The sequence below is a fragment of the Pseudomonas sp. GW823-FHT05G12 genome (assembly GCF_058795575.1).
Genome location: NZ_CM179501.1, coordinates 3,506,172 through 3,532,386, shown reverse-complemented (window position 1 = coordinate 3,532,386; position 26,215 = coordinate 3,506,172). Strand labels below are relative to the sequence as shown.

At 62.9% G+C, this 26,215-nt stretch carries 26 protein-coding genes; 17 read left to right on the top strand and 9 right to left on the bottom strand.

The features are described 5' to 3' along the window. Positions 1-77: 77 nt before the first annotated feature. The 3 genes from gbd to AC3RCM_RS16135 all read left to right on the top strand — a co-directional run bounded on the left by gbd (position 78) and on the right by AC3RCM_RS16135 (position 3,532). A complete protein-coding gene (gene gbd, locus AC3RCM_RS16145) occupies positions 78-1,220 on the top strand; it encodes a 4-hydroxybutyrate dehydrogenase (protein WP_104887443.1) in 1,143 nt (380 codons plus the stop codon). A gap of 44 nt (positions 1,221-1,264) precedes the next feature. After that, entirely contained in the window at positions 1,265-2,608 is a 1,344-nt protein-coding gene (locus AC3RCM_RS16140; protein ID WP_014860440.1) for an MFS transporter, read from the top strand. Positions 2,609-2,746: 138 nt separating this feature from the next. After that, positions 2,747-3,532 carry a 2-keto-4-pentenoate hydratase gene (locus AC3RCM_RS16135; protein ID WP_064491586.1) on the top strand — a complete coding sequence of 262 codons (786 nt, stop codon included), beginning with the start codon at positions 2,747-2,749 and terminating at the stop codon, positions 3,530-3,532. On the opposite strand, the gene AC3RCM_RS16130 is transcribed toward AC3RCM_RS16135, so the two are convergent. Next, positions 3,522-4,340 carry a helix-turn-helix domain-containing protein gene (locus AC3RCM_RS16130; protein ID WP_064491587.1) on the bottom strand — a complete coding sequence of 273 codons (819 nt, stop codon included), beginning with the start codon at positions 4,338-4,340 and terminating at the stop codon, positions 3,522-3,524. The two genes, AC3RCM_RS16135 and AC3RCM_RS16130, sit on opposite strands and share 11 nt — an antisense overlap. Before the next feature lie 106 nt (positions 4,341-4,446). On the opposite strand from AC3RCM_RS16130, the gene AC3RCM_RS16125 reads away from it, so the two are divergent. The 12 genes from AC3RCM_RS16125 to AC3RCM_RS16070 all read left to right on the top strand — a co-directional run bounded on the left by AC3RCM_RS16125 (position 4,447) and on the right by AC3RCM_RS16070 (position 15,598). Continuing rightward, positions 4,447-4,761: a hypothetical protein gene (locus AC3RCM_RS16125; RefSeq protein WP_064491588.1), complete on the top strand. Its 315-nt coding sequence runs from the start codon at positions 4,447-4,449 to the stop codon at positions 4,759-4,761. Continuing rightward, the gene (locus AC3RCM_RS16120; RefSeq protein WP_064491589.1) at positions 4,758-5,183 is read left to right on the top strand and encodes an MAPEG family protein; all 426 of its coding nucleotides are present in this window, start codon (positions 4,758-4,760) and stop codon (positions 5,181-5,183) included. The genes AC3RCM_RS16125 and AC3RCM_RS16120 overlap by 4 nt, the downstream gene beginning before the upstream one ends. A 71-nt stretch (positions 5,184-5,254) precedes the next feature. Beyond that, a complete protein-coding gene (locus AC3RCM_RS16115) occupies positions 5,255-5,488 on the top strand; it encodes a hypothetical protein (RefSeq protein WP_054889537.1) in 234 nt (77 codons plus the stop codon). 217 nt (positions 5,489-5,705) lie between these two features. Further along, entirely contained in the window at positions 5,706-6,737 is a 1,032-nt protein-coding gene (gene pstS / locus AC3RCM_RS16110; RefSeq protein WP_014591398.1) for a phosphate ABC transporter substrate-binding protein PstS, read from the top strand. Between the two features lie 70 nt (positions 6,738-6,807). Beyond that, positions 6,808-7,776: a phosphate ABC transporter permease subunit PstC gene (gene pstC, locus AC3RCM_RS16105; RefSeq protein ID WP_004574212.1), complete on the top strand. Its 969-nt coding sequence runs from the start codon at positions 6,808-6,810 to the stop codon at positions 7,774-7,776. Further along, entirely contained in the window at positions 7,773-8,666 is an 894-nt protein-coding gene (gene pstA / locus AC3RCM_RS16100; RefSeq protein WP_104887448.1) for a phosphate ABC transporter permease PstA, read from the top strand. The genes pstC and pstA overlap by 4 nt, the downstream gene beginning before the upstream one ends. A gap of 50 nt (positions 8,667-8,716) precedes the next feature. After that, positions 8,717-9,502, top strand: a complete 786-nt coding sequence (gene pstB / locus AC3RCM_RS16095; protein ID WP_003254117.1) for a phosphate ABC transporter ATP-binding protein PstB — start codon at positions 8,717-8,719, stop codon at positions 9,500-9,502. A gap of 94 nt (positions 9,503-9,596) precedes the next feature. Beyond that, positions 9,597-10,295, top strand: coding sequence for a hypothetical protein (locus AC3RCM_RS16090; protein ID WP_064491591.1), 699 nt, complete (start codon positions 9,597-9,599; stop codon positions 10,293-10,295). Continuing rightward, positions 10,295-10,894: a trehalose-phosphatase gene (locus AC3RCM_RS16085; protein WP_274144188.1), complete on the top strand. Its 600-nt coding sequence runs from the start codon at positions 10,295-10,297 to the stop codon at positions 10,892-10,894. The genes AC3RCM_RS16090 and AC3RCM_RS16085 overlap by 1 nt, the downstream gene beginning before the upstream one ends. A gap of 345 nt (positions 10,895-11,239) precedes the next feature. After that, positions 11,240-12,427 (top strand): porin, encoded by a 1,188-nt coding sequence (locus AC3RCM_RS16080; RefSeq protein ID WP_010953581.1) that lies wholly within the window; start codon positions 11,240-11,242, stop codon positions 12,425-12,427. A 140-nt stretch (positions 12,428-12,567) separates the two neighbouring features. Next, entirely contained in the window at positions 12,568-13,731 is a 1,164-nt protein-coding gene (gene nosP, locus AC3RCM_RS16075) for a nitric oxide-sensing protein NosP (protein ID WP_003254110.1), read from the top strand. After that, the gene (locus tag AC3RCM_RS16070) at positions 13,700-15,598 is read left to right on the top strand and encodes a PAS domain-containing hybrid sensor histidine kinase/response regulator (RefSeq protein WP_014860443.1); all 1,899 of its coding nucleotides are present in this window, start codon (positions 13,700-13,702) and stop codon (positions 15,596-15,598) included. The genes nosP and AC3RCM_RS16070 overlap by 32 nt, the downstream gene beginning before the upstream one ends. A 45-nt stretch (positions 15,599-15,643) precedes the next feature. Here the strand turns inward: AC3RCM_RS16070 and AC3RCM_RS16065 are convergent, their stop codons facing one another. The 6 genes from AC3RCM_RS16065 to AC3RCM_RS16040 form a co-directional block, all read right to left on the bottom strand. After that, positions 15,644-16,309: a response regulator gene (locus tag AC3RCM_RS16065; protein WP_003254108.1), complete on the bottom strand. Its 666-nt coding sequence runs from the start codon at positions 16,307-16,309 to the stop codon at positions 15,644-15,646. Between the two features lie 54 nt (positions 16,310-16,363). Continuing rightward, positions 16,364-16,924 carry a PQQ-dependent catabolism-associated CXXCW motif protein gene (locus tag AC3RCM_RS16060; protein WP_064490934.1) on the bottom strand — a complete coding sequence of 187 codons (561 nt, stop codon included), beginning with the start codon at positions 16,922-16,924 and terminating at the stop codon, positions 16,364-16,366. A gap of 311 nt (positions 16,925-17,235) precedes the next feature. Next, positions 17,236-18,027, bottom strand: a complete 792-nt coding sequence (locus AC3RCM_RS16055; protein ID WP_010953586.1) for an ABC transporter permease — start codon at positions 18,025-18,027, stop codon at positions 17,236-17,238. Further along, positions 18,024-18,764: an ABC transporter ATP-binding protein gene (locus tag AC3RCM_RS16050; protein ID WP_003254104.1), complete on the bottom strand. Its 741-nt coding sequence runs from the start codon at positions 18,762-18,764 to the stop codon at positions 18,024-18,026. The genes AC3RCM_RS16055 and AC3RCM_RS16050 overlap by 4 nt, the downstream gene beginning before the upstream one ends. Beyond that, positions 18,761-19,750, bottom strand: coding sequence for a YVTN family beta-propeller repeat protein (locus AC3RCM_RS16045; protein ID WP_064490936.1), 990 nt, complete (start codon positions 19,748-19,750; stop codon positions 18,761-18,763). The genes AC3RCM_RS16050 and AC3RCM_RS16045 overlap by 4 nt, the downstream gene beginning before the upstream one ends. A gap of 30 nt (positions 19,751-19,780) precedes the next feature. Next, positions 19,781-20,974, bottom strand: coding sequence for an ABC transporter substrate-binding protein (locus tag AC3RCM_RS16040; RefSeq protein ID WP_198747230.1), 1,194 nt, complete (start codon positions 20,972-20,974; stop codon positions 19,781-19,783). A 150-nt stretch (positions 20,975-21,124) separates the two neighbouring features. Between AC3RCM_RS16040 and AC3RCM_RS16035 the strand changes: the two genes are divergently transcribed. Both AC3RCM_RS16035 and AC3RCM_RS16030 read left to right on the top strand, forming a co-directional pair. Then, entirely contained in the window at positions 21,125-22,399 is a 1,275-nt protein-coding gene (locus AC3RCM_RS16035) for a HAMP domain-containing sensor histidine kinase (RefSeq protein WP_198747231.1), read from the top strand. Further along, the gene (locus tag AC3RCM_RS16030; protein WP_003254098.1) at positions 22,399-23,037 is read left to right on the top strand and encodes a response regulator; all 639 of its coding nucleotides are present in this window, start codon (positions 22,399-22,401) and stop codon (positions 23,035-23,037) included. Before AC3RCM_RS16035 ends, AC3RCM_RS16030 begins: the two co-directional genes overlap by 1 nt. Before the next feature lie 358 nt (positions 23,038-23,395). Here the strand turns inward: AC3RCM_RS16030 and AC3RCM_RS16025 are convergent, their stop codons facing one another. Further along, a complete protein-coding gene (locus AC3RCM_RS16025) occupies positions 23,396-24,055 on the bottom strand; it encodes a pentapeptide repeat-containing protein (RefSeq protein WP_003254096.1) in 660 nt (219 codons plus the stop codon). A gap of 66 nt (positions 24,056-24,121) precedes the next feature. After that, complete coding sequence (exaA, locus tag AC3RCM_RS16020; protein WP_198747233.1) at positions 24,122-26,017, bottom strand: quinoprotein ethanol dehydrogenase; 1,896 nt, start codon at positions 26,015-26,017, stop codon at positions 24,122-24,124. Positions 26,018-26,215 lie beyond the last annotated feature (198 nt).

Genomic DNA, 26,215 nt, shown 5'->3' with positions numbered 1-26,215 from the left:
ATACTGGCGCTGCACAGTGTCGCATCCAGTGCGGCTGAAACGCCCAGAACAATAAAGCCAGGAGCCTGCCAAGCCTTATGTCCCTGATCAACTACATCACCCAGATCCAATTCGATATCGGTGCCATTGCATGCCTGCCTGCCGAATGTGAGCGCATTGGTATAACCAGGCCTTTGATCGTGACCGACCGTGGCGTGCGTGCCGCCGGTATCGTCGATACGGCGTTGAACACCTTCGGCAGCGACACCGCACAACTGCCTATCTACGACGGTACGCCACCCAACCCCAACGAGCATGCCGTGCGTGAGGCCGTGGCCATGTTCAAGGCAAATGGCTGTGATGGCATTATCGCCATTGGCGGTGGCTCGGCGATCGACCTGGCCAAGGGGGTGGCCGTGTGTGCCCGGCACGACGGCCCGTTGAAGAGCTTTGCGGTGATCGAGGGCGGCCTGGCCCGGATCACCCCGGCAACCGCGCCGGTGATTGCGGTGCCGACCACGGCCGGCACGGGGAGCGAGGTCGGGCGCGGCGCCATCCTGATACTCGAGGACGGGCGCAAGGTGGGGGTGATCTCGCCCCATGTGGTGCCCAAGGTGGCCATCTGTGACCCGGCACTGACGCTCGGGCTGCCAGCACAACTCACGGCTGCCACCGGCATGGACGCGATTGCCCACTGCCTGGAAACTTTCATGGCACCTGCGTTCAACCCGCCTGCCGACGGCATTGCCCTGGACGGCCTGTGGCGGGCCTGGCGCTTCATCGAACGAGCCACCCGCGAGCCGGGCAACCTGGACGGGCGCATCAACATGATGAGCGCATCGCTGCAAGGTGCGCTGGCCTTCCAGAAAGGCCTGGGCTGCGTGCACAGCCTTAGCCATGCGTTGGGCGGGATCAACCCGCGCCTGCACCACGGCACCCTCAATGCGATCTTCCTGCCTGCCGTCATCAGCTTCAACCGCACGGCCGAAACGGTGGTGAGTGAACACAAGATGCAACGCATCGCCCAGGCGATGGGGCTGGCCGATGACAGCCAGATCGAAGATGCCATTCGCGACATGACCCGTACGCTGGGCCTGCCGACCGGTCTTGGCGAACTGGATGTCAACCCGGACCTGTTCCCGCGCATCGTCCAGGGCGCGTTGGCCGATCACAGCCACCGCACCAACCCACGTGAGGCATCTGCCGAGGACTACCAGTGGCTGCTTGAAGCGTCGATGTAAGCCGTTACCTGCTGTTCAACCAATAACAACAAAAGTGAACGCCCATGAATACCAAATATGCGCAACCCGGGCTTGCCCGCGAACCTGAAGCGGTCGCCAGCTCGAACCCGTTCAGAAAGTACCAGGTCATCACCGTCAGCCTGTTGCTGGTGATCGGCATCATCAACTACGTCGACCGCAGTGCGCTGTCGATTGCCAATACGTCCATCCAGCGCGACATGGGCATCACGCCGTCACAGATGGGCATTCTGCTGTCGGCATTTTCCCTGGCGTATGCCTTTTCGCAACTGCCCTTGGGCATGATCATTGACCGCCTGGGCAGCAAGATTTCTTTGGGGGCGGCCCTGCTGGGCTGGTCGGTGGCACAGACGGCTTCGGGCCTGATCAACAGTTTTTCTGCATTCATCGGGCTCAGGGTGGTGCTGGGAATTGGCGAGGCGCCGATGTTCCCGTCGGCGGCCAAGGCGCTGGCGGAGTGGTTCGAGGCCGAGAAGCGGGGGACGCCGACCGGCATCGTGCTGTCATCGACCTGCATCGGGCCGTGTCTGGCGCCGCCGTTGCTGACGCTGCTGATGGTCACCTGGGGCTGGCGCGGCATGTTCATCGTCACCGGAGTGTTCGGCATTCTGGTTGCCGCCTGCTGGTTCGCCTTCTACAAAAGCAAGGCGCGGTACCTGGCTGAACTGCCTGCCGAGGCGCGTGAGCAACTGCTGGCGGCCCAGGCGCATAAACAGGCGGTGCCAAGCGCCAGGCCCAGTGTGCAGGCACAACTGGCGGCGTGGGCCGAACTGTTCCGCCACAAGAGCACCTGGGGCGCAGTATTGGGCTTCATGGGGGTGATCTACATGCTGTGGCTGCACCTGACCTGGCTGCCAGGCTACTTCGAGCGCGAGCATGGCTTGAGCCTGTACCAGACAGCCTGGGTGGTTTCACTGGCCTATGTGTTCGGCGCGTTGGGCACCATTGTTGCGGGCCGCATCTGCGACCGCCTGGTGAAGCACGGTGCCAGTGTGCTGGGTAGCCGCAAGCGGGTTGTAGTGACTGCGTTGCTCGCGGCGGCCGCATTCACCGTTCCCCTGTCGTTCGGTAGCGGCTTCCTGCTCAGCGTGGCGCTGCTGTGTTGCGCGCTGTTCAGCGTGAACATGGCCAGCTCTACCGCATGGATGATCGCCAACACCGTGGTCGATAGCCAGCGCGTGGCCTCGTTTGGCTCGATCCAGAACTTCGGTGGCTACCTGGCAGGCTCTGTGGCGCCCATCGTGACCGGGTTCAGCATTCAGCAGACCGGGTCCTTCGCTTCGGCATTCCTGATCAGTGCCGCCGTGGCCGCGGTTGCTGCGATGGCTTATGTGTTGTTGTTGAAGCAGCCGGTTTCCACTGATCGCTGAGCATGCCCCTGCAGGCGGATTTCATCAGGTAGCTCAATAACAATTTGTGATGATTGGCATCATGACAATATATTTATCATTATCAATTTCAGGCCATAGCATCTGTTGCCCGCCATCGCCTATCTCAATGAGGTCTTGATGAACCGTTCGCTCTTCGTACACCAACGTACTGCAGCCTTGCTACTGCAACACTGGCGCAGCGGTGACCTGCTGACGGAACTGCCCGCCAGCCTCAAGCCCGAGACATTGAAACAAGGCTATGACAGCCAGGACCAGTTGTTTGCTGCTGCCGCAGGCCAGCGCGCCGGGTGGAAGCTTGGCGTCGGCAGCCCGGCAGGCATGCGTGCCGGCAAGTTGTCGCGGCCCTTGATTGGCCAACTGGAAGCGGGGCGTTGCCATGCCGATGGCGCACATATCCAGCTGCCAGCGGTTACGCCGGTGACCATCGAATGCGAAATTGCCTTCGTGCTGGACCGGGATATTCCTCCGCAAGCCGGGCGCGTACCGGTGAGTGAGGATATTCGCGCCACGTGCGTCACCTTTGAAGTGGTGCGTTCGCGCTTTGTCGACCGCAAGGCTGTCGGCTGGCCAAGTTTTGTGGCTGACAACGTGGGGTTTGAAGCATTGGTGGTCGGCAATAGCCTGGGCGCCGGTATCAATGTGCCGTTGCTCGCCGACCTGGCCGAAACCACCGAGGTGCATGTGGATGGCCAACGGCGCGTCGGTGGCTTGTCTGGCGATGCGGCCACCGACCCGCTGGTGTCGCTGGCTCACCTGTACGCGCACGCTGCCGAGCGTGGCCAGACCCTGAAGGCCGGGGATGTCGTGACCACCGGGGCCATGTGCCAGCCGTTCGACCTGCATGAAACAGGCCACCAGGTCAGCGCCAGGTTCCTTGGCCAGGCCCTGACGTTTACGCTGTAACGGCCGACCACTGCTCGAACGCTGCCTGCATTCTTTGTCGAGTCTGAGGGTCGGCGGGGATCAGGTGTTCGATGCGCAGTGACTGCACGGTGACATCCTGCGGCATGCCAAAGGTGGTGAACGTGGACAGGAACCGCAGCTCACCATATGGGGTGTTCACGCGGGTCAGCAGCAGAGGGGTGGTTGTCGTCATCTGCCGCGGGCTTGCCGGGGCCGGCAAGTCGCGCAAGCGCGCTGCCAGTGCCGGATTGCCTGCGGCCTCCCTGGATGCACGTTGCCAGGCTGCAGCGCGTATTTCCGGCGCGTTGGCCAGGTGATCACCCAGACCACCCGGGCTCAGCAGTGTCTGCAGCAGGTTGAGGCCGGTTGCCGGCTGTGCGCTGACACCGGCCATCGCCAACAGCAGCCCGGTACTGGCGTTGGCGGCGATGACGTCCCAGTGGCTGTCGATGACGATCGCCGGAGCGGGGTTGTTCACCTGCAGAATATGCTCGATGGCAGTATTCACCAAGGCCAGTTCAGGCGCATCGAGTGGCGTGGCGGCGTAGCGGGGCGCGTATCCTGCAGCAACGAACACTTCGTTGCACCGCTCCAGCGGCGCATCCAGGGCCGAGAGGAGGGCATGCAAGGTGCCTGGGCTGGCTTTGGCGCGTCCTGTTTCCACACAGCTCAGGTGACGCTGCGACAGCCCCGTCAGCAGCGCCAGTTCCAGCTGGCTGAGGTTGGCCTGAAGGCGCAGTTCGCGAAGATGCTGGCCCGCTGAGATGTGCGGGGCAGGGGTGCTGCGATGGAACAGATGCTGATTCATGCGTTGCCCTGATCGTCCTTGAGTGCAATGTCCATGACCTCACGGGTCATTGAGTGCAAGCAACCCTATCACTACTGTGCCGGCAAACCCTATCAAGGAGAGCTATATGGGCTTGCGTATCTGCGCGCTGGCAATACTGGTGCCGTTTTCGCTGTATACCGGCTGGACCATGCTGATTGCCGAGCAATCGCTGCTGGCGTTCGGGCTGGCACTGCTGGCGCGGCCGGACACGGCCCAGGTGGTCATCGACCTGTACCTGATGGCCGGGCTGGCCGGTTGCTGGATGGTGAGAGACAACCGCATGCGCGGCAGCGCCGGGATCGCGGTGCTGCCTTACCTGCTGCTGACCGTCGTGTTCGTTTCGCTGGGGCCGTTGCTGTACCTGGTGATCAGAGGCGTTGCCGAGGGGCGCCAGCCATGAGCAGTGCCTTGCAGGCCTATGCGCTGTGTGTGGTGGTGCTGTTCCTCAAGATGTTCCTGGTTTCCTGCTATCAGGGCTATCACCGCTTGCGCTTCGTCGCGTTCACCAACCCGGAGGACGCTGCCGTGTTCGGGCGCGTCGCCCAGGCCGCAGAACGCCCGCAGGTGATACGGGCTGCCAAGGTATGGGCCAACGACCTGGAGAATATTCCCCTGTTCTTTGCCCTCGGCGGGCTGGCTGTTGCGCTGGAAGCCGCCACGCTACCGGTGTTGTGGCTGAGTGTGGTGTTCACGGTTGCCAGGGTCTTGCACACGCTGGCCTACCTGCGGGGTTTGCAGCCCTGGAGAACGTTGTTCTATGGCATCGGGGTCATTTGCCTGCTGGGATTCTGCTTAGTCATCACCGCGAGAATAGGCAGCTGAACCAAAATATTGCATGAGTCATCTTGATGCTTTCACATAGCAGTACTAATACTTAAGCACTGCCGAAGGGGATGATCATGCAGACACGCTTCGTTGTGGTTCCCGCAGTGCCACTCAAGAAAGAGGCTTATCCTCGGCGGCTTGGCTTTCCTGCCGCACTGGGGGAGGGTTACGACCTCTACGACACCCAGGACAAGATGCGTCTGAGCCTGAACTTTTCCACCCGTGCCCAGGCTGAGTTCGAATGTGCATGCCGCAACCGCTGTGGGGATGGCGGTGATACAGGTCTCGCCGGCATCGGCTGATCGCCTGCAGTGGCCAGGTTCCTGTTCCTGGTGCTGCGTTGCAGGGTCTATCGACACCTTCAAGCGTTTGCGTCGAAGCCGGAGCCGTTTCAGGATTCCGGCTCGGCGCCTGATGGCACAGTCGATAAGCTCTACCGCGCGGCCTGCCATTCAATAGTCACAAAGTTGTAACACAGCTGATGCAAAGTGTGCCGGCCATCACATGGAGCACATTTTGATGAAACGCCTGATGAAGTCTGCTGCACTCGCCGTTGCCGTTTCCCTTTGCGCCACCTCGGCAGCCTTTGCTGCAGAAAACGTTCGGTTGACCGGTTCGGGCGCCAGCTTCCCTGCACCGATCTACCTGACCTGGTTCAAGGACTTCAGCAAGAACACGGCTGGCGTCACCGTCGATTACCAGTCCAAGGGCAGCGGCGCGGGCGTTCAGGACTTCCTGAACAAGACCGTCGACTTCGCCGCCAGCGACTCGGCCATGAGCGAAGCAGACATTGCCAAGGTTGGCGAAGGCGTGCAGTTGCTGCCAATGACCGCCGGTGAAATCGTCCTGGCTTACAACCTGCCGGGCAACCCTAAAGGTCTGAAGCTGCCGCGCGACGTCTACTCCAATATCTTCCTCGGCAAGATCACCCAGTGGAACGACCCGCAAATCGCGGCGGCCAACCCTGACCTGAAGCTGCCTGCCACCCCGATCACCGTGGTCGTGCGTGCCGACTCCAGCGGCACCACTGCCGTCTTCACCAAGCACCTGTCGGCCATCAACGCTGACTTCAAGCAAGGGCTGGGCGAAGGCAACACCGTCAACTGGCCGGCCACCGACAAGTTCATCAAGTCGCCGAAGAACGACGGCGTAACCGCCACCGTCCGCCAGACCCCGGGCGCCATCGGCTACATCGAGTACGGCTTCGCCAAGCTGGCCAAGGTCGACTTCGCCATGTTGCAGAACAAGGCTGGCCAATACGTCGTGCCGAATGCCGAGAGCGGTGCCGAAGCACTGGCTGCGGTGAAAATGCCGGAAAACCTGGTGGCCTGGCTGCCTGACCCGGACGGTGCCAAGTCCTACCCGATCACTTCCTATACCTGGATGATTTTCCGCAAGGACAACGGCAACCCGGAAAAAGCCAAGGCCATGCGTGAAATGGTCGAGTACAGCCTGACCAAAGGCCAGACCATCGCCGACTCGATGGGTTACATCCCGCTGCCGCCGTCGGTAGTCGACCAGGTGCGTAAAGCGTCCGCCAACATCCAGTAATACCCAGGCGCTCCCGGTATTGGCATGAAGCCATGCCGGGGGTGTTTGTCCCTTGTCCCGGAACTCGCCAATGAACACTCCTTTTGCCATACCGGATAACCCCGACTCCGCGTGCCAGCCACCGTCAGCGAAAGACTTTCTGGTCGATCGCACCTTCCGTGCGCTTGCGCGCATTGGCGTGGTGCTGGTGCTGGCGCTGGTCTTCGCGCTGGTCTACGAAGTCGGCCGCAAGGCACTACCTGGGATTGAAAAGCACGGTTTTGACGTGTTGTTCGGCAGCGTCTGGGACGTTAACCAAGGCAAGTACGGTATTCTGCCAGCGATCTGGGGTACGCTGTACAGCGCCTTGATCGCCTTGTTGATCGCCGGTTTCTTCGGCGTCAGCATGGCCATTTTCCTGACCCAGGATTTCCTTCCGGCCAAGCTTGCCGCGGTGTTTCGCACCATCGTCGAGTTGCTCGCCGCCATCCCCAGCGTGGTGTACGGCCTGTGGGGCATCTATGTGGTCATCCCGGCGATTCGCCCGCTGACCGCCTGGCTGAACAGCGAGCTGGGCTGGATCCCGTTTTTCGGCACCTCCCTCAGTGGCCCAGGCCTGCTGCCTGCGGCGCTGGTACTGGCGATCATGATCCTGCCGACCATCGCTGCAGTTTCCCAGGATGCGCTGACCAGCGTACCGATGAAAACCAAGCAGGCTGCCTACGGCATGGGTACCACCCACTGGGAAGCCATCCTCAAGGTGATGGTGCCCTCGGCGGCTACCGGCATCTTCGGTTCGCTGGTGCTGGGCCTGGGCCGTGCACTCGGTGAAACCATGGCGCTGGCCATGCTGGTCGGCAACGCCAACACCATTTCCCTGTCCTTGTTCGCACCGGCCAACACCCTGGCGGCGCTGCTGGCGCTGAACTTCCCGGAAGCCGGGCCGAACGAGGTCGAAGTGCTGATGTACGCGGCACTGGTACTGATGTTCATCACCCTGCTGGTGAACGTGCTCGGCTCGATGATCATGCTCTACGCCCAGCGTGGTAACAAACAATGACTGACCTGACGACTCCTGTAGCCGCGTTGCCCAGCCTGCAGCGCAAGCTGGAAGGCCGCGCCCTGCGCAGCCTGGTATTGACCACCCTGGCATGGTTCGCGGCACTGGTGGCCAGCGTGCCGCTGATTTCCGTGCTGTACATGCTGATCACCCGCGGTGGCGCACGGCTCAACCTGGAAGTGTTCACCGAACTGCCACCTACCGGTTTCGAAATGGGCGGCGGCTTCGGCAACGCCATGGCCGGTACCTTCGTCATGGTCGGCATTGCCGCCGCCATCGCTGTGCCGGTCGGTATCCTGGCAGCGGTGTTCCTGGCCGAGCTCGGCCCCGACAGCAAGCTGGCCAACACCGCGCGCTTTGCCGCCAAGATGCTCACTGGCCTGCCATCGATCCTGGCCGGGGTGTTTGCCTACGCCCTGGTAGTGATGACCACCGGTACCTACTCGGCACCGGCAGGCGGCGTGGCCCTGGCGGTGCTGATGCTGCCGATCGTGGTGCTCACCGCTGAAGAGTCGATGAAGATGGTGCCCAAGATCATGAAGGATGCTGCCTACGGCATGGGCTGCACCCGTGCCCAGGTGATCTGGAAGATCGTCCTGCCCACCGGCCTGCCGGCCATCCTTACCGGGGTGATGCTGGCCGTGGCCCGCGCGGCTGGCGAAACCGCGCCACTGCTGTTCACCGCATTGTTCAGCAACTACTGGATCTACCACGACGGCGACCTGGCGGTGATGAACCCCACAGCCTCGCTTGCGGTACTGATCTACAACTTCTCCGGCATGCCGTTCGACAACCAGCTGGAGCTCGCCTGGGCGGCCTCGCTGGTGCTGGTAATGATCGTGCTGGTCATCAACATTTTGAGCCGAGTCTTCGGCAAGCCCAAGTATTGAGAAAGGGAGCATCCAACTTGAACGTATCCACTGCGCAAAGAGCCGCTCCCATGGTCAGCGAAGCCCCCATCGTCATGGACTGCAAGCTCGACAAGATTTTCTACGGTAACTTCATGGCCGTGCGTGACAGCCATGTGCCGATCAGGAAAAACGAGATCACCGGTTTCATCGGCCCTTCGGGCTGCGGCAAGAGTACCGTGCTGCGTAGCTTGAACCGTATGAATGACCTGGTGAAGGGCTTCCGTTTCGAAGGCCATGTGCACTTTCTTGGGCAGGATGTCTACGGCAAGGGCGTCGACCCTGTTGTAGTACGCCGCTATATCGGCATGGTGTTCCAGCAGCCCAACCCGTTCTCGATGAGCATCTTCGACAATGTGGCCTTCGGCCTGCGCCTGAACCGCTACAAAGGCGACTTGGGCGATCGCGTGAAGCACGCCTTGCAAGGCGCCGCGCTGTGGGACGAAGTGAAGGACAAGCTCAAGGTCAGCGGGCTGTCACTGTCCGGTGGCCAGCAGCAGCGCCTGTGCATCGCCCGTGCCATCGCCACCGAGCCGGAAGTGCTGTTGCTGGACGAGCCCTGCTCGGCACTCGACCCGATTGCCACCCGCCGCGTGGAGGAGCTGATGGTCGAGCTGAAAAAGGACTACACCATCGCCCTGGTGACCCATAACATGCAGCAGGCGATTCGTGTGGCCGACACCACCGCTTTCTTCTCGGTGGATATTTCCCAGGGCACCCGCACCGGCTACCTGGTCGAGATGGGCCCGACCGCGCAGATTTTCCAGAACCCGCGCGAGCAGCTGACCAGCGACTACATCAGCGGCAAGTTCAGCTAAACCCTGCAAGCTCAAGGTGGGCGGGTGTTGCAGCCAGGAAGGTTGCAACACCCGGCCGCGTTACCTTCCGTTAAAGTGTTACCCGGGATTACCAATGCGAGCGACGCGTCGTCTTGATCTGTCAGCGGTAGAGTGCGCACTGCGCGAGGTGCAGGGCCGTTTTGCCGAACTCAGCCAGCATTTCACCGAACCGCGGGACCCGTTTACCGACGAGGTGCTGCTGAATGTGGTTGAAGGCTATGCGCTGATTGACGACTATGTCGCTCGCGGTATCGACCTGTTCGACCTGCAACAGCTGAACCTGATGCTGGAAATCAATGCCACCGTGCTATGCGGCAGCGATCCGGCCCGTCGCCTGGAATTCGCCCCGCACCTTGCGGCAACCGAAGCGCACTTTTTCAACAACGTGGAAGGTGGCATCAAGGATTTGTACAACTGGTACTGCTCGTACCGCAGCGATTCCATCTGGAAGCGGGCAGCGGGTGTGTATGTACGGATCCTCAGCAAGCCGCAGCTGTTCATCGAAGGCAACAACCGCACGGGTTCGCTTATTGTCAGCTATTTGCTGATGCGTGCCGGGCTGCCGCCATTCGTGCTGTCGCTGGACAACGCCGAGGGTTACTTCAACCCGTCCTCGGTCATACGCAACTCCGCCAAACACGGTGTCAAGGCTTTGTACGAACTCCCCAAGATCAAGAAAAAGTACGCTGCTTTCCTGGAAGCGAAAGCACCTGAGCCCGGCAAGTTCTTCCTGAACGGCGCGCCCGTGCCTGCCTGCGAGGGGAGCCGCTGATGCAAGGTTCATCCCTGTTCGCACGAGGGCGGCAAGCCATCGAACGCAAGCTCAAGCGTGGCCAGGTACGCATTTCGTTCGATATCGACGACACGCTGGCCTGCCTGCCCGAACACGCCGCCGCCGAGGACAGCAAGCTGCCAGGTTTCGTCCATCGCTGGCTGGGTGAGCCCCTGCGCAGCGGTACCCGCGAACTGATCCGCGACCTGCGCCGCCAGGGCTGCAGCATCTGGATCTACACCTCCTCGGGGCGTACCCCGGCTTACATCCGCCGCTGGCTGATGCTTTACGGCATTCATGTCGATGGCGTGGTCAACAGCGGTCGGCACCAGCACATCCTGGCCCAGCGCGGGCTGGAAAACTCACCCTCCAAGCTGCCTTCGGCTTTTGATATCGACCTGCACGTGGATGATTCCGAAGGTGTGCGCCTGGAAGGTGTCGACCACGGTTTCCGCGTGGTGGTGGTGTGCCCGAAGGATGAGCACTGGGCGCAGAAGGTGAAGGACGCGGTGGTGGATGTGCAGGCACGGCTGGCCTGGCAGCAACCGCACCGCTATGAGATGCCCGCTTGCCAGCGTCCGCAGGCACTGGCTTCCTGAAGCCAGGAGATTCCGCTCAGACAATGTAATGGGGGCTGCTTCGCAGCCCTTCGCGGGCTCGCCCGCTCCCACAGGGGGCGTGGATATCCTGAAATTGTGGGAGCGGGCGAGCCCGCGAAGGGCCGCAAGGCGGCCCCGGTTCATTCAATCGTATTGATACCCGCCTGCCACTCCTACCTGAGCCATAAGTCTCGAACCAGGACCCAAGCTGGTACCGGGACCAAATCACCGGGCCGCACCCTCCCGCCCCAAAGCACTCGCCACCCCACGCCAAAGCAGCGTTCCTGGCAATTTGCCCCCTTCTGATAATCGCCTCCGACATCCCGTCCCCGTTTGGAGCGCGCCATGCACAACAACAATAAGCACCTGCCGCCTCGTTTTCTCGCAGCCGCCATCGCCAGTTTTTCTGCGCTTGGCCTGAGCAGCGTCGCCGAAGCCGAGATCATGCTGTACGACAAGGACCAGACGACGTTTTCCACCGATGGCTATATCAACGCCTTCTACGTCAACAGCGAGGTCGACCGTGAGGGCGAGCAGTTTGACCGCCGCCAGTCGCGGGTGAAGATGGGCTTCTTGCCCAACTACCTCGGCTTCAACATGGGCAAGCAGGTGGATGACCTGAAGCTCGGCGCCCGTGCCTCGTTCTGGGTAACCATCAACGACAGTGAAACCAACGGCACCGACACCGCCATCGACGTGCGCCAGTTCTATGGCACGGTGGCCAACCCCGAGTGGGGCGAGGTGCTGATCGGCAAGGACTTCGGGCTGTTCGCCCGTTCCAACATTCTGCTCGACGAACTGCTGGCCGGCTATGGCCAGGTCAGCGACACCCTGGGGCTGGTGGACGGCGGCGGGGTGTCGTTCGGCAACATTGGCAGCGGTTACCCATACCCGTTCCCTACCTCGCAGATCACCTACCGTACGCCCGTGATGGAGGGCCTGCGGGTGGCGGTGGGCATCATGGACCCGGTCGACACCAACGACAGCAGCCCGACCGGAAAGGCCTACCAGGAAAACCCACGCACCGAGAGCGAGATCACCTACCAGTTCGACCTGGGTGGGGCGCAGATCTACAGCTGGGTCAACGGCAGTTACCAGACCTCGGACAATACTGACTCCACGGTAGAAACGATCACTTCCAAGGGGGTGGGTTACGGGGTGCAGGCAAAGATGGGCGGCTGGTCGCTGACCGGCTCGGGGTTCCAGGCCAAGGGCATCAACCCGTTCTTCACCAACAATGCCGGCGAACCGGTTTTGCGCAACGTCGACAGTGATGGCTACCTGCTGCAGGGCTCGTACAAGTTCGGCAAGAACCGCGTGGCGCTGTCCTATGGCAAGACCAAGGACGATGGCAACGGTGCGGTTGGCAGCGGCGCGGACTACGAGACCCGGGGTGTGGCGCTGTTCCATGACATCAACGACAACCTGAAACTGGTTGCCGAGTACAACCAGTTTTCCATCGACGGGCATGACACCAGTGCGCAGAACGAAGACACCGATACCTTTGCGGTGGGCGCGGTGTTGACCTGGTAAGCGGCCGGGGCCGCAAGGCGGCCCCGAATGACCCGGTCTTTTACGCCCATGGAACCGCCCACCCGCTACCCAAGTAGCATTCGTCACCCACCACCCGCTCCTTAAACTGATCACTCAGCCACCCCGTGCCGGAGACCACGATGCAGCAGGCTCATAACGACGGTGTGGTCAGTGCCATGTCTCAGGCTACCGACGCACGGCTGGCCGCTCAGGACCTGGCGCGGCAGTTGTTGCACCCGCACCTGGGGTTCGTGCTGTTCTTCTGCTCCGCCGAATACGACTTGCAGGCTTTGGGCGAAGCATTGGAACAGGACTTTGGTGGCATACGCCTGGTCGGCTGCACCAGCGCCGGTGAAATCACCCCGCTGGGCTACGGCCGCAATTGCGTGACGGCGGTGGGCTTCGATCACCGGCACTTTTCGATCGCCACCGCGTTGATCGATGAGATGGAGCGCTTCAGCCTGATCGACGCGCAGCAGATGGTCGAGCGGCTGGTCGGCACCTGCCGCAGCAATACCCTGGCGCCAATCAAGGGCCACAGCTTTGCACTCACGCTGCTCGATGGCTTGTCCAGCCGCGAGGAGATGGTGCTTGCCGCACTCAGCGCAGCACTGGGGGATATCCCGCACTTCGGCGGCTCGGCCGGTGACGACAACTACCTGAACCGCACCCATGTGTATTACGGCGGTACATTCCACAACGGTGCAGCCGTGGTGGTGCTGGTCAACACCTGGCTCGACTTCGAAGTGTTCACCACGCATCACATCCTGCCGCGCCAGGAAAAGCTGGTGGTCACCGGTGCCGACAGCGCCCAGCGCCGGGTTTTCGAACTGAATGCCGAGCCGGCGGCCGAGGAATATGCCCGCCACATCGGTGTGCCCGTGGCTGCGCTCGATCACCGGGTGTTCGCCGCCCACCCGCTGGCCGTGCGCATTCATGATCAGTACTACGTGCGGGCGATCCAGCAAATGCATCCTGACCTCAGTTTGAGCTTCTACTGCGCGGTGGAGAACGGCATCGTGCTCACGGCCATGACCCCGGGCCCGCTGTTGCCGAACCTGCACCAGCTGTTCGATGGCCTGCACCAGCGTCTCGGACCATTGCTGCTGACCATCGGTTGTGATTGTTTCCTGCGGCGGCTGGAACTGGAGGCCCATCACGGCCTGGAGCCGGTCGGCGCGTTCCTGCGCGAGCAACGGGTGATTGGCTTCAACACCTACGGAGAACAGTTCAATGGCATGCACATCAACCAGACCTTCACCGGGGTCGCCATTGCCCGCAACCGGCCTCCTGTCGGTCGCTGAACTGCAGGCCGAGCTGACCCGGCTGCAGCATCAGAACCACAAGCTGCAGCGCATCAATGACGCACTGATCGAGCGCATCGAGTCGGGCGTGACCCGGGGCAACGACCCATACGCCGCGTTCCAGCATTCGGTGGTGCTGGCCGAACAGGTGCGCGAACGCACCGATGCGTTGAACCAGGCCATGGCCGAGCTCAAGGCCGTCAACCGCCTGCTCAGCGAGGCCCGGCAGCGGGCCGAGACGGCCCACCAGCACCAGATTCGCCTGATTACCGACAACGTACCGGCACTGATCGCCTACCTGAACGCCGATCTGGTCTACGAATTCACCAACAAGGTTTACGAAGAATGGTATTGCTGGCCGCATGGCGTGATGCTGGGCCAGAGCCTGCGCGAGGCCCACAGCGAGCAGCACTACCAGCGCCTGGAAGGCTATGTGGCGCGGGCGCTGGCGGGGGAGAGCGTGACGTTCGAGTTCGCCGAGACCAATATCAACGGCCAGGAACGCTACATGCTGCGTTCCTACGTGCCGAACCGCCTGGCCAGTGGCGAAGTGGTGGGTATCTTCGTGCTGATCCGCGACATCACCGAGCGCCGCAACACCGCACAGGCGTTGCACCAGGCGTATCAGCACCTGGAGCAACGGGTGCGCGAGCGCACTGCCGAACTGACCAGCCTCAACGACCAGTTGCTGCGCGAAATCGAAGAGCGCAGCCAGGCCGAGTCGCGTCTGCGCGAGGCCAAGCGCGAGGCCGAGCAGGCCAACCTGTCGAAAACCAAGTTCCTTGCTGCGGTCAGCCATGACTTGCTGCAACCGCTGAACGCGGCGCGGCTGTTCACCAGTGCATTGCTCGAGCGCGACGAGCCGCAAAACGCTGCCCACCTGGTGCGAAATGTCAGCAATTCACTGGAGGATGTGGAAAACCTGTTGGGTACCCTGGTGGATATTTCCAAGCTCGATGCCGGGGTGATCAAGGCCGATGTCGCCCCGTTTGCCCTCCACGAACTGATGGACAACCTGGCTGCCGAATACGCCCAGGTGGCGCGTAGCGAAGGGTTAGAGCTGCATTTTGTGGGGTGTTCTGCCGTCGTGCGCAGTGACATCCAGCTGCTGGCGCGCATCCTGCGCAACCTGCTCAGCAATGCCATCCGCTACACCCGCAGCGGGCGCGTGGTGCTGGGGTGTCGGCGCCAGCGCGGTGGCGTGCGGATTGAAGTGTGGGACAGCGGCATCGGCATTGCCGAAGAACACCTGGAAGACATGTTCCTGGAGTTCAAACGGGGTGATGTGCAGCGCCCGGACCAGGACCGTGGGCTGGGCCTGGGCCTGGCAATCGTGGAGAAGATCGCCGGCATCCTCGGCCACCGGATCCGCGTGCGGTCATGGCTGGGCAAAGGCTCGGTGTTCGCTGTCGAGGTGCCGCTGAGCGCCACTGCACCCAAGGCCCAGCCGAGCCAGGCGATCTGCGAGCCAATGCTCGAACGCCTGCGCGGGGCGCGGGTGTGGGTACTGGATAACGATGCGGCGATTTGCGCGGGCATGCGCACCTTGCTGGAAGGTTGGGGCTGCCGGGTGGTCACTGCGCTGTCGGAAGAAGACCTGGCGCGCCAGGTGGACAACTACCACGCCGAGGCCGACCTGCTGATTGCCGACTACCACCTGGACAATGACTGCAATGGTGTCGACGCCGTAGCGCGGATCAATGCCCGCCGTGCCCAGCCGCTACCGGCGCTGATGATCACTGCCAACTACAGCAACGATCTCAAGCAGCAGATCCGCGAGTTGGGTCACACGCTGATGCACAAGCCCGTACGGCCAATGAAGCTCAAGACGGCGATGAGCCATCTGCTGGCCAGTGGCGTGGCATAGCGGTTGGCCGCTTCGCGGGTTTACCCGCGAAGCGGCCGGAACAGGTCAACGGCGCAGATAATCAGCAAAATCGATATCGCCAGCACTGAGGATGGCTTGTACCCGGTTGTGCACATTGAGTTTGCGCAAGATCGCCGAAACGTGGGCCTTGACTGTGGTTTCGGCGATGTCCAGCGTGTAGGCGATCTGCTTGTTCGATTCGCCTTTGGTCATGCGCTCGAGCACCAGCAGTTGCTTGCGGGTCAGGGCCTGGAGCATTTCCGGCGGGAAGCTCGGGGCATCGTTATGGCGCCGGCTGGTACTGCTTTTTTGCGCGCGGATGATGTCTGGCGGCAGGTAGACGTTGCCATTGAGGATCTGCTCGATCGCTTCGATCATCTGTGAGCGTGGCGACGACTTGGTGATGAAGCCCACGGCACCGTAGGTAATGGCCTGCAGCACGATCTGCTTTTCCTGCTCGGCCGAAACGATGACCACCGGAGTGGTCGGCGCCTCGTTGCGCAGGGTGATCAGGCCGTTGAGGCCGTGCATGCCGGGCATGTTCAGGTCGAGCAGGATCAGGTCGAGGTCGTCATGCGCCTGGGTCAGGGCCAGGGCGCTTTCAAGGTCGGCGGTCTCCATGACCTCGCTGCCCTGGAAACCATCGCTGATGACATTGTGGATGGCTTCGCGAAACAGGGGGTGATCGTCGGCAATCAGAATTTTGTACATGGCCTTTTCACCTTGTTTTTATTGGATGGAGCGGGGCACGCATACGCAGGCATTTCAGGGGAACGGCACCGGTTGTGCCGGCTGCAATGGCAGGTTGGCTTGCTGCCAGGCATCCAGGCCGTCGCGGTACCAATACAGGTTGTTATAGCCCAAGGCTTTCGCGCGTTTTACCGCGTTCCAGCTTAACCAGCAATCGGAGCGGCAGTAAAAGACCAGTGGTTGGTCCGGGTGCCCGGCCGTGGCTTTTTGCAGGTTGCGCACGAAGTAGTCCTGCCAGGCCGGGTTCAGTTCGCCGTCGCCGGTGTTGGCCAGCCACAGGCTGCCGGGGAGGTTGCTGTGCGGTTCGTCTTCGATGAAGCGACCTTGCAGCCATTGACGGCGATAGACGTCGATCAGCACCGGCCGGGGCGTCTGACCCAGCAGGCCTTGCAGTGTGGCGGTGTCGACGACCTGGCCGCCTTCGACCTGTTGCGGGGTCGGGCTGCGATAGTGCGTGGTGCGATAGCCGTCGGCGGAGAACAGCGGCGCCGTGTCAGCCTGGGCGATACCTAGCGTCAGGCTCAGCGAAAGTACCGCCAGCAAGGGGCGTGGCAGCCGGGGCAGGGCACGTGGCATGGAGGTTTTTCCTTTTTGTTATGGACTCATTACATGCCAGTGGCGGTGCTTTGTGAATGCGACGATAGACAGTAAATGCAGTACTAAAGTAGTAGATGGCCGGGCGCCTGAAGGCATGGAGACGCCCTAGGTGGGAGCAACTGTCTTGCTCAATTTCTGAAAGCTGGCGCGATCCGTGTGGGAGCGGCCTTGCGTCGCGAAAGGGCCGCAAAGCGGCCCCCGATTTCAGCTGCACCGCACACATGGCCGGGGCTGCTGCGCAGCCCAATCGCGACACAAGGCCGCTCCCACACGCGTTGCACGCCAGGTGTTCAGCGCGGCTTGCGCAGCGCTGCATGCTGGGGGTTGAAGGTGAGGATCGCCAGCAGGGTGAACAATGCGGTCAAGCCCAGGCACACCGCCAGCGCCAGCAAATTCAGCCGCTCATACAGTGCAAACCGCACCAGCTCTACGGCATGGGTGAACGGGTTCACAGCACACAGCCAGTACAACCACTGGCTGGCCTCGCGCATTTTCCACAGCGGGTACAGCGCCGACGACAGGAAGAACAGCGGGAAGATCACGAAGTTCATCACCCCGGCAAAGTTCTCCAGCTGGCGGATGGCGTTCGACAGCAATAGCCCCAGGGCACTGAGCATGAAGGCCACCAGCAGCAACGCTGGCAGCGCCATCAGCAAGCCCGCTGCCGGTGGTTGTACCCCGTATAACCAGGCGATGGCGAGGAATGCATAGACTTGCAGCAGGGAAATCAATGAAGTTGCCAGCAGTTTGCTGCCCAGCAGGAACGGGCGTGGCAGCGGGCTGGTCAGCAACACGCGCATGCTGCCCATCTCGCGGTCGTAGACCATCGACAGCGAGCCCTGCATGCCGTTGAACAGCAGAATCATGCAGGCCAGGCCGGGGATGATGTACACCTCGTAGGGGATGTAGGTGTCGTAGGGTTCGATGATGGCAATGCCCAGCGCTGCGCGAAACCCGGCAGCGAATACCAGCAACCACAGCAGCGGGCGCACCAGCGCGCTGAGCAGGCGTGTACGCTGCAGCACGAAGCGCAGCCATTCGCGCAGCATGATGCCGTTGAAACATTGCCAGTAAGCGTTCATCGGGCGTTGGCTCCTGAGGGGGCGTTGGTCAGGCGGGCAAAGGCGTGATCGAGGTCACCGCCGTGCTCAAGGCTCAGCGCATCGGCGGTGCCACTGGCCACCAGGCGCCCCTGATGCAGAATCAACAGGTCATCGCTGGGCTGCACTTCGTCCAGCAGGTGAGTGGCCCACAGCACACTGAGCTGCTGCTCGCGGCACAGCCGGCGCAGGTGCTGGTTAAGCGCCAGGCGGCTGGCCGGATCGAGGCCGACGCTGGCTTCGTCCAGCAGCAGCAGGCGCGGTTCATGCAGCAGCGCGCGGGCAATTTCCACCCGCCGCCGATGGCCGATGTTCAGCTCACGCACACGATCGCGCCGGCGTTCGCCAAGGCCTTGGCGTGCGAGTTCGGCCTCGACCCGCAGGTGGCTCTGACGCCGCGACAGGCCATGCAAGGCGGCGTGGTAGCGCAGGTTCTGCTCAACGCTCAGGTCCAGGTCCAGGGTGCTTTGCTGAAACACCACACCCAGCTGGCGCAAGGCCGGGCGTGCAGCGTTGCGTAGCGAGCAGCCGCACACGCGGATGTCGCCATGCTGCAGGTCGTACAGGCGCGTGAGCAGGGCGATCAAGGTCGACTTGCCGGCACCATTGGGGCCCAGCAACGCGGCGAAGCGCCCGGGTGCCAGGCTGAAACCGACCTGCCGGAGTGCCTCGCGCTGGCCATAGGCAAAGCTCACGTCACTGACGTCGAGGGCGTTCATGGTGTCACCACCACGCCCCAGGGGTAGCGCCCGACCTTCACCGACTTGAGCACTTTGAGCTGCTGCGCATCGATGACCGAAACGTCACCGCTGACACCGTTGGTGGCCAGCAACTGGCTCTGGTCCGGGGTGAATGCCAGCTGCCAGACCCGCCGCCCGACCAGCAGGTAGTCGAGCACATCAAAGGTCTTGGCATCGATCACCGCCACGTGGTTGGCCGGGCCCAAGGCGACGAAGGCGTACTTGCCATCGGCGCTGAGCTTGATGCCCACTGGCTGGACTTTGTCCGGGTGCACGCCCTTGATCTGGAAGTTCAGGGTTTTCAGCACCTGGCGCGTGGCCACGTCGAGTATGGTCACCGTGCCGCCGATTTCTGCCGAGGCCCACAGGCGCGAACCGTCTTTGCTGAACTCGACGAAGCGCGGGCGCTGGTCGACCAGCGTGCTGTCGGCCAGGGTCTGGGTGCTGGTGTCGATCCAGTGCAGCATGTTGGTGGTTTCGCTGGTGTTGACCGCCCACTTGCCGTCGGGGCTGACCGCCATGCCTTCGGGTTCGATGCCGACTTCGATCTGGCCGAGCACCTTGTCGGTGACGGTGTCGATCACCGTCACCAGCGCATCGTCCTCGTTTGATACATACAGCCAGCGGTCGTTGGGGTGCAGGGCGAACTGCTCGGGGTCCTTGCCGGAAGGCAGCTCCTTGATGATCTTGCGGGTGGCCACGTCCATCACCTGCACCCGGTCCGAATCGCTGGCGCAGATGTACAGCAGCTTGCTGTCGTGTGACAGCAGCAAGCCACGCGGGCGCTGGCCCACCGGCAGGGTTTCGGTGACTTCCAGCGTTTGCAGGTCGATCAGGCTGAGGCTGTTGTCCTTCTCGTTGGAGACCCAGGCGGTGGCAGCCATGGCGTGACTGCTGGCCAGCGCCAGGGCGCCCGACAGCAGGCTGGGGTAAAGCAGGGCCCGGTGGAAGAGGGGGAGGCGCATGGCGGATTCCTTATTGTTGTGGTTGTCGGGTCAGGGGTAGCTACACGTCACTTCGGGCTTGTCATAGCCCAGGCTGTCCATTTCGTTGAAGGGATGCAGGAAGCCCTCCTGCGGCGAGGTGCTGACCAGGGCGCGGGGCTGAACCAACGGGATCGGCTGGCGCAGTTCGCCGTTCCACGGGCGGTAACTGAGCTTGCGCCCCTTGAAGCCGTCCAGCGGCAACTGCTCGCTGAGCAGCAGTTGCTGCAGCGCGCGAGGTTCGGCCAGGCGCAGCTTGCTGGCCGCACTGGCGACACTGCGCACAGCCATCCAGGCGGCGAAGTCACGGTCATTCATCCAGCGCCCGGCCTGGGCCTCGAAGCGTTTTTGCAACTGCGCCGCCCCGAAGGTTTCCACGGTCTTGTGCCAGCCCGTGGGGGTCAGGCCCTGGGTACCGGCCACCGGGCGTGGATACCACGTCTGGTAGGGCAGGTACTCGCCGAAGTCACCGCGCTCGTCGGCCACCAGTACCACGTCGTATTCGGCAGTCTGGGTGAACAGCGGCATGTCGGCCTGGGCGCTGCGGCGCTGGTCGTTGTCGAAGGTCCAGGTTTTTTCCGCGACCAGTTGCACGCCAAAGCGCTTCACCGACCGCCGCAGGGCAGCGGCGTAAGCCTGGTCGTCCGGGGTCTGGCCGACCACCAGCAATGCCCGTTGCCATTTGCGCAGTACCAGGAACTGCGCCAAGGCATCGGCCAGCATGGCCCGGCTCGGCAGGCTGTGCAGGACATTGCTCAGGCACTGGCTGCTGCGCAGGCTGTCGTCGGGGCTGCCGGCGTTGAACAACAGGCTGTCGGGCAGGGCGGTAGACAGCGCGCGCAGGCTGGCGGCCGGGGCATTTACCACGAACAGGCGCAGGCCTTGTTCATGTTGGGCCCTGGCGGCTTGCAGCAGGGCCTCGGGGCTGTCGACATTGGCGCTGGTCAGCTGAAATTGCTGCTTCAGGAAGCGCCCGGTGCTGTTGCTGTCGACAATGGCCAGTTCGGCACCTTGTAGCCCGGCATCGCCGGGTTCGGGGATGACGTTGGACAGCAGCGGGCCAGCGGCGGGGCGATAGCCCAGGTAGCCGATGCGTATCTGCAACGGGGCTGCGGCCTGTCCCTGAGCGGCGGGCGCCTGGGGCGTAGCCAGCGTTGCGGCCAAGGCCAGCAGGCAGGTCAAGGCAAGGTGGGCAGGCTGGCGCATAACACACTCCACGGCAGATGGCGCCAGCATAGGAAGCCCGCCGGGAGGGGGAAATATGCAGAAAGTAGCGCTCGGCCGGTACCAAGGTAGTAATTCAGTGCGGGGGCCGCAGTTTTACGATGGTCCACAACGGCCTGAGGAGAACCGCTTGTGCGCCTTGTCAACTTGTCGGCCCTGTGGCGAGTCAACCTCTGGGTCACGTTGTGCTTCGCCTTGGTGACGCTGGCTTGTGCCGGGGTGCTGTTGCACCAGGCGGTGGCCGACGTCGAGCGTGAGTTGCAGTCAGCCGAAGCCGTGGTGGCATACCTGGGCGACACCGCCGAACGCGACCCGGCAAACCTGCAACCCGGCTTGACCAAGAGCCTGCGCCATGTGCGGGTGCATTGGCTGGCAGCGGGTGAGGTGCCAAGGCTGCCGCAAGAGGCCGGTATCGATGCCTGGCTCGGCCGCCAGTTGTTCGGCGAGCGCTACCAAAGCAGCCGGCTGCTGGACTTGAGTGATGGCCGTCGCGTGTTGATTGCCGTGGATGCGCGGGATGAAATCGATGAAGTCTGGGACTCCCTGCAACAACTGCTCGGCGTTTGTGGCCTGGCATTGTTGCTTAGCCTGTTGACCATCCGCTGGGCGGTACGGCGGGCCATGGGCCTTCTGGATGAGCTGCTGGGCGCCTTGCACCAGGTCTCAGGCGGGCAATTGACGGCACGCCTGCGCGAAGCCGGCCTGCCGGAAGCGCGCCAGCTGGCCAAACATTTCAACCGCATGGCCGCAGCCCTGGAGCAGGCCCAGGCCGACAATACCCAACTGACCCAGGCCCTGCTGGCAGTGCAGGAGCAGGAGCGTACACAGCTGGCGCAGACCCTGCACGATGATCTGGGGCAATACCTGGCAGGCATGCGTGCCCAGCTATGCCTGCTGCGTATGGTGGCCGAACAGCCTGAAGTGGTGACGCAGACGGCGCAGGCCCTTGAATTCAATTGCGAGCGCCTGCAGCAAGGTTTTCGCGCGCTGGTGCACAACTTGTATCCGGTGGCGCTGCACTACATGCCGCTGGCCGAGGCCTTCGGGCTGTTGGTGAGCCAGTGGCAGGCCAGCCAGGGCATCGAATGCCGGCTGCGGGTTGGCGAGCACTTGCCGGCGCTGACTGGGCCGAGCAGAACGCATTTGTACCGCTTGCTGCAGGAGGCGTTGACCAACGTCGCCCGGCATGCCGGTGCCAGCCAGGTGCGGGTACGCCTGCAGCGCAGTCGCAAGGGCTTGCGCCTGTTCATTCGCGACAACGGCTGCGGCGCCCACCAGCCCCAGCGCCCAGGGGTAGGCCTGCACTCGATGGCCGAGCGCGCCCGCAGCCTTGGGGGGGAGTTACGCATTTTCAGCCGCCCGGGCGGTGGCTGGGCGCTGGCCCTTAACATTCCCCAGGAGGTGTGATGAATATCGTGTTGGTCGATGACCACGCCGTGGTCCGCCAGGGCTACGCCAGCTTGCTGCGGGCGGTGCTGCCATTGGTGCAGGTGCGTGAGGCCGCCAGTGGTGAAGAGGCGCTGGCCAGGGTACAGGAGCAGGTGCCCAACCTGGTGATCATGGATTTTGGCCTGCCCGGTATCAGTGGCCTGGAAACCACCCGCCGCCTGCGCCAGCGCCTGCCGCAGTTGCGGGTGCTGTTTTTCAGCATGCACGACGAGCTGCCGCTGGTGCGCCAGGCGTTGGATGCGGGGGCTTCGGGCTACCTGACCAAGAACTCGGCGCCCGAGGTGCTGATCGAGGCGGTGCAGCGGGTGTTGGCCGGGCATGCCTACATCGAGCAGCCCCTGGCCACCCAGCTGGCTTGCCTGTCACAGCAAAGCACCAGTGACCCGCGGTTGCAGCGCATGACCCAGCGCGAACTGGAGATATTCACGATGCTGGCCAAGGGAACCCCGGCGCGGGTGATTGCCGAGCAGTTGTGTATCAGTGCCAAGACCGTGTCCAACCACCTGACCTTGCTCAAGAGCAAGTTGCAGGTGAGCTCGCATGCCGAACTGGTGCATCTGGGGATTGACCTGGGGGTGGTGCGGGTGGCGGGGTGAGGTATTTCATTGCACCTGTTGGGGCAGCGTCGCAGCCCACCGCGCACCACGGAATGTGTCCCCCCCGACATGTGTCCACCACCGATCTGTGTGTGTAGGAGCGGGTTTACCCGCGAATACGGTAGCGGCGGCAACGGTGAACGGCGGGTGGAGATTGGCCAGCAGGCCCGGCCCTTTCGCGGGTGAACCCGCTCCTACACGACGGGCTGTGTCCAACCGTCGATGTGTGTCCACCACCGATCTGTGTGTGTAGGAGCGGGTTTACCCGCGAATACGGTGGCGGCGGCAACGGTGAACGGCGGGTGGAGATTGGCCAGCAGGCCCGGCCCTTTCGCGGGTAAACCCGCTCCTACAGGCCTCATTTGTCCCAGGTCTCAGGGCACCCCTTGCACCCCTCCATGTTGGCCTCCTGAAAATTCCCGTAATGCTGCCGCGCCCCGCGCAAATCGGCGTGTGCCAGGTTGCTCTGGCCAAACTTGGCCTCCTGCAGGTTGGCATCGCCCAGGTTGGCCGCTTGCAGGTCGGCCTTGCTCAACCAGGCCATCTCCAGGTCCGCCGCCTGCAAGTTGGCCTGCTGCAGCTTTGCCCCGGACAGCCTGGCGAACTGCAGGTAGGCTGCGCGCAGGTCCGCCTTTTCAAACTGTGCACCCTGGGCGAACAAGCCCCAGCCTTGAATGGCCACCAGCCTGCTGTTGCTCAGGTCAGCCAGGCGCAGATTGCTCTGTTGCAGGCTGGCGCGGGTCAGGTTGGCACCTTGCAGGCGGGCTTTTTCCAGATTTGCCAGGTCCAGCTGGGCATGACGCAGGTCGGCATCGCGCAGGTCGGCACCGGCCAGGTTCATCTTGCGCAGGTCCTGGTTGGCCAGGTTGGCGCCGCGCAGGTTGGCCCCCGGGCACTGGCTGGCTTCGGCAATCACACAGCCGTTGATGGTCAAGGGGGTATCGTTGCCGGCGTCGTCGGCGCTCACTGCCAAGGCAGGGGATAGCGCCAGCAGCAAGGTAAAGGGCAGGTAATTCATGGCAAAAGCCTCTGGGCAGGAGAAGGGCAGAAACGGGGAGGGGCGCAGGCCGCTCCCCGCTGCAGGTCAACGCTGTGCAGTCTTGTTGTCCCAGCTCGGGATCTTGAACACCCAGAACGAACCACCCTGAGCCACCGGTTTGGTCAGCTCGGCCATGTCGCCGCCCCACAGCGGTACTGCACCGCCGTAGCCCACGGTCACGCCGATGTACTGCTCGCCGTCCTGCTCCCAGGTGATGGGCGGCGAGACGATGCCGCTGCCGGTCTGGAACTTCCACAGCTCTTTGCCCGTCTTGGCGTCGAAGGCCTTGAAGAAGCCGTCGCCCGTGCCGGTGAACACCAGGTTGCCCTTGGTCGCCAACACCCCGGCCCATAACGGCAGGTGCTCCTTGTGTTCCCAGACCAGCTTGCCGGTGGTCGGGTCCATGGCGCGCAACGTGCCGACGTGGTCGTCGTACATGCGCTTGATACGGAAGCCCATGCCCAGATAAGCCGAGCCCTTCTTGTAGTTCACTTCCTCGGTCCAGTATTCCTCTTTCCACTGGTTGCCGGGGATGTAGAACAGCCCGGTGTCCTGGCTGTAGGCCATGGGGTTCCAGTTCTTGCCGCCCAGGAACGGTGGCGAGACTTCCACCGGCTTGCCCTTGGTTTCACCCGGCAGCGGCTTGGCCGGGCGTTGGCCGGGGTTTTCCACCGGGCGCCCGGTCTTCAGGTCGATATGGCTGGCCCAGGTGATGTTGTCGACGAAGGGGAAAGCGTTCTGCAGCTTGCCGTTGTTCCGGTCAACCACATAGAAGAAACCGTTGCGGTCGGCGTGGGCGGTGGCCTTGACCACGTTGCCGTTCTTGTCCTTGTAGTCGAACAGCACCAGTTCGTTGTTGCCGGAGAAGTCCCAGGCATCGTTGGGGGTGTGCTGGTAGAACCACTTGACCTCGCCGGTGCTCGGGTCGACACCGACCTGGCCGGAGGTGTACAGGCTGTCGAAGTCATGCGGGTTGCCGTCCTTCGACGTGCGCGCCCAGGTATTCCAAGGGCCGGGGTTGCCAGCGCCGACAATGATGGTGTTGGTTTCGGGGTCGAAGCTCGCGCTTTGCCAAGGGGCACCGCCGCCGTGGCTCCAGGCTTCGACCTTGCCGGTTTCGGTGGTAGGGTCGTCTGGCCAGGACGGCGCCTTGACGTCACCGGTCGGGGTGCTGTCCTTGCCGTTCAGGCGGCCCATGTGGCCCTCGACGAAGGGCCGCATCCACACTTCTTCGCCGGTGTCCGGGTCGCGCGCGAACAGCTGGCCGACCACGCCGAATTCATCGCCGGAGCTACCGTGGATCAGCAGCACCTTGCCGCTGGTCTTGTCCTTGATCAGCACTGGCGCACCGGTCATGGTGTAGCCGGCGCCGTGGTCGCCGAACTTCTTGTTCCACACCACTTTGCCGGTGCGCTTGTCGAGGGCGATGACTCGCGCATCGAGGGTGCCGAAGTAGATCTTGTCACCGTAGATCGCCGCGCCGCGGTTGACCACGTCGCAGCAGGGACGAATGTTGTCGGGCAGGCGGTGGTTGTAGGTCCACAGGCGTTTGCCGGTCTTGGCATCGAGGGCGAATACCCGCGAGTACGAGCCGGTGACGTAGACCACGCCATCGCTGACGATGGCCTGGGATTCCTGGCCGCGCTGCTTCTCGTCGCCGAAGGAGTAGGACCAGGCCGGGGTCAGCTTGAACACGTTCTTGTCATTGACTTGGGCCAGCGGGCTCCAGCGCTGGGCATTGGTGCCCATGCCGTACTGCAGCACGTCCTGGGTGGTCAGGTGGTCATTGGCGATGTCTTCCCAGGTGACGTTCTTGCCGGCAGGTGCAGCGGGTGTGCTCGCCGCTGTTGCCACATTGCCCAGGGCCAGGCTACCGGCCATCAGCAGGACGCGCATGCTCAGGGCCAGCGGGGAAAGGGCGGGTAGCGATCTTATTGTCATGGTTGCAGTTCCCAGTGGAGGTTTTGGCCTGCACAGGGTGGGGCGCAGCGGCTGTCACGGGATACGGAAAAAGTCCCGCCCTTGCCGGGAATAGTTCCCGCGCGGCACCTCAATTGGCCCTTCGCCACAAGCCCTACTACCAAGGGATTAAGGCCCGGCCACCAAAGCAGCATTCGGCCGCCCGCGGGCTGTTTCTAA

Coding starts and splice junctions, on each gene's coding strand:
- gbd (WP_104887443.1), top strand. CDS start 78: ATGTCCCTGATCAACTACATCACCCAGATCCAATTCGATATCGGTGCC.
- AC3RCM_RS16140 (WP_014860440.1), top strand. CDS start 1,265: ATGAATACCAAATATGCGCAACCCGGGCTTGCCCGCGAACCTGAAGCG.
- AC3RCM_RS16135 (WP_064491586.1), top strand. CDS start 2,747: ATGAACCGTTCGCTCTTCGTACACCAACGTACTGCAGCCTTGCTACTG.
- AC3RCM_RS16130 (WP_064491587.1), bottom strand. CDS start 4,340: ATGAATCAGCATCTGTTCCATCGCAGCACCCCTGCCCCGCACATCTCA.
- AC3RCM_RS16125 (WP_064491588.1), top strand. CDS start 4,447: ATGGGCTTGCGTATCTGCGCGCTGGCAATACTGGTGCCGTTTTCGCTG.
- AC3RCM_RS16120 (WP_064491589.1), top strand. CDS start 4,758: ATGAGCAGTGCCTTGCAGGCCTATGCGCTGTGTGTGGTGGTGCTGTTC.
- AC3RCM_RS16115 (WP_054889537.1), top strand. CDS start 5,255: ATGATCATGCAGACACGCTTCGTTGTGGTTCCCGCAGTGCCACTCAAG.
- pstS (WP_014591398.1), top strand. CDS start 5,706: ATGAAACGCCTGATGAAGTCTGCTGCACTCGCCGTTGCCGTTTCCCTT.
- pstC (WP_004574212.1), top strand. CDS start 6,808: ATGAACACTCCTTTTGCCATACCGGATAACCCCGACTCCGCGTGCCAG.
- pstA (WP_104887448.1), top strand. CDS start 7,773: ATGACTGACCTGACGACTCCTGTAGCCGCGTTGCCCAGCCTGCAGCGC.
- pstB (WP_003254117.1), top strand. CDS start 8,717: ATGGTCAGCGAAGCCCCCATCGTCATGGACTGCAAGCTCGACAAGATT.
- AC3RCM_RS16090 (WP_064491591.1), top strand. CDS start 9,597: ATGCGAGCGACGCGTCGTCTTGATCTGTCAGCGGTAGAGTGCGCACTG.
- AC3RCM_RS16085 (WP_274144188.1), top strand. CDS start 10,295: ATGCAAGGTTCATCCCTGTTCGCACGAGGGCGGCAAGCCATCGAACGC.
- AC3RCM_RS16080 (WP_010953581.1), top strand. CDS start 11,240: ATGCACAACAACAATAAGCACCTGCCGCCTCGTTTTCTCGCAGCCGCC.
- nosP (WP_003254110.1), top strand. CDS start 12,568: ATGCAGCAGGCTCATAACGACGGTGTGGTCAGTGCCATGTCTCAGGCT.
- AC3RCM_RS16065 (WP_003254108.1), bottom strand. CDS start 16,309: ATGTACAAAATTCTGATTGCCGACGATCACCCCCTGTTTCGCGAAGCC.
- AC3RCM_RS16060 (WP_064490934.1), bottom strand. CDS start 16,924: ATGCCACGTGCCCTGCCCCGGCTGCCACGCCCCTTGCTGGCGGTACTT.
- AC3RCM_RS16055 (WP_010953586.1), bottom strand. CDS start 18,027: ATGAACGCTTACTGGCAATGTTTCAACGGCATCATGCTGCGCGAATGG.
- AC3RCM_RS16050 (WP_003254104.1), bottom strand. CDS start 18,764: ATGAACGCCCTCGACGTCAGTGACGTGAGCTTTGCCTATGGCCAGCGC.
- AC3RCM_RS16045 (WP_064490936.1), bottom strand. CDS start 19,750: ATGCGCCTCCCCCTCTTCCACCGGGCCCTGCTTTACCCCAGCCTGCTG.
- AC3RCM_RS16040 (WP_198747230.1), bottom strand. CDS start 20,974: ATGCGCCAGCCTGCCCACCTTGCCTTGACCTGCCTGCTGGCCTTGGCC.
- AC3RCM_RS16030 (WP_003254098.1), top strand. CDS start 22,399: ATGAATATCGTGTTGGTCGATGACCACGCCGTGGTCCGCCAGGGCTAC.
- AC3RCM_RS16025 (WP_003254096.1), bottom strand. CDS start 24,055: ATGAATTACCTGCCCTTTACCTTGCTGCTGGCGCTATCCCCTGCCTTG.
- exaA (WP_198747233.1), bottom strand. CDS start 26,017: ATGACAATAAGATCGCTACCCGCCCTTTCCCCGCTGGCCCTGAGCATG.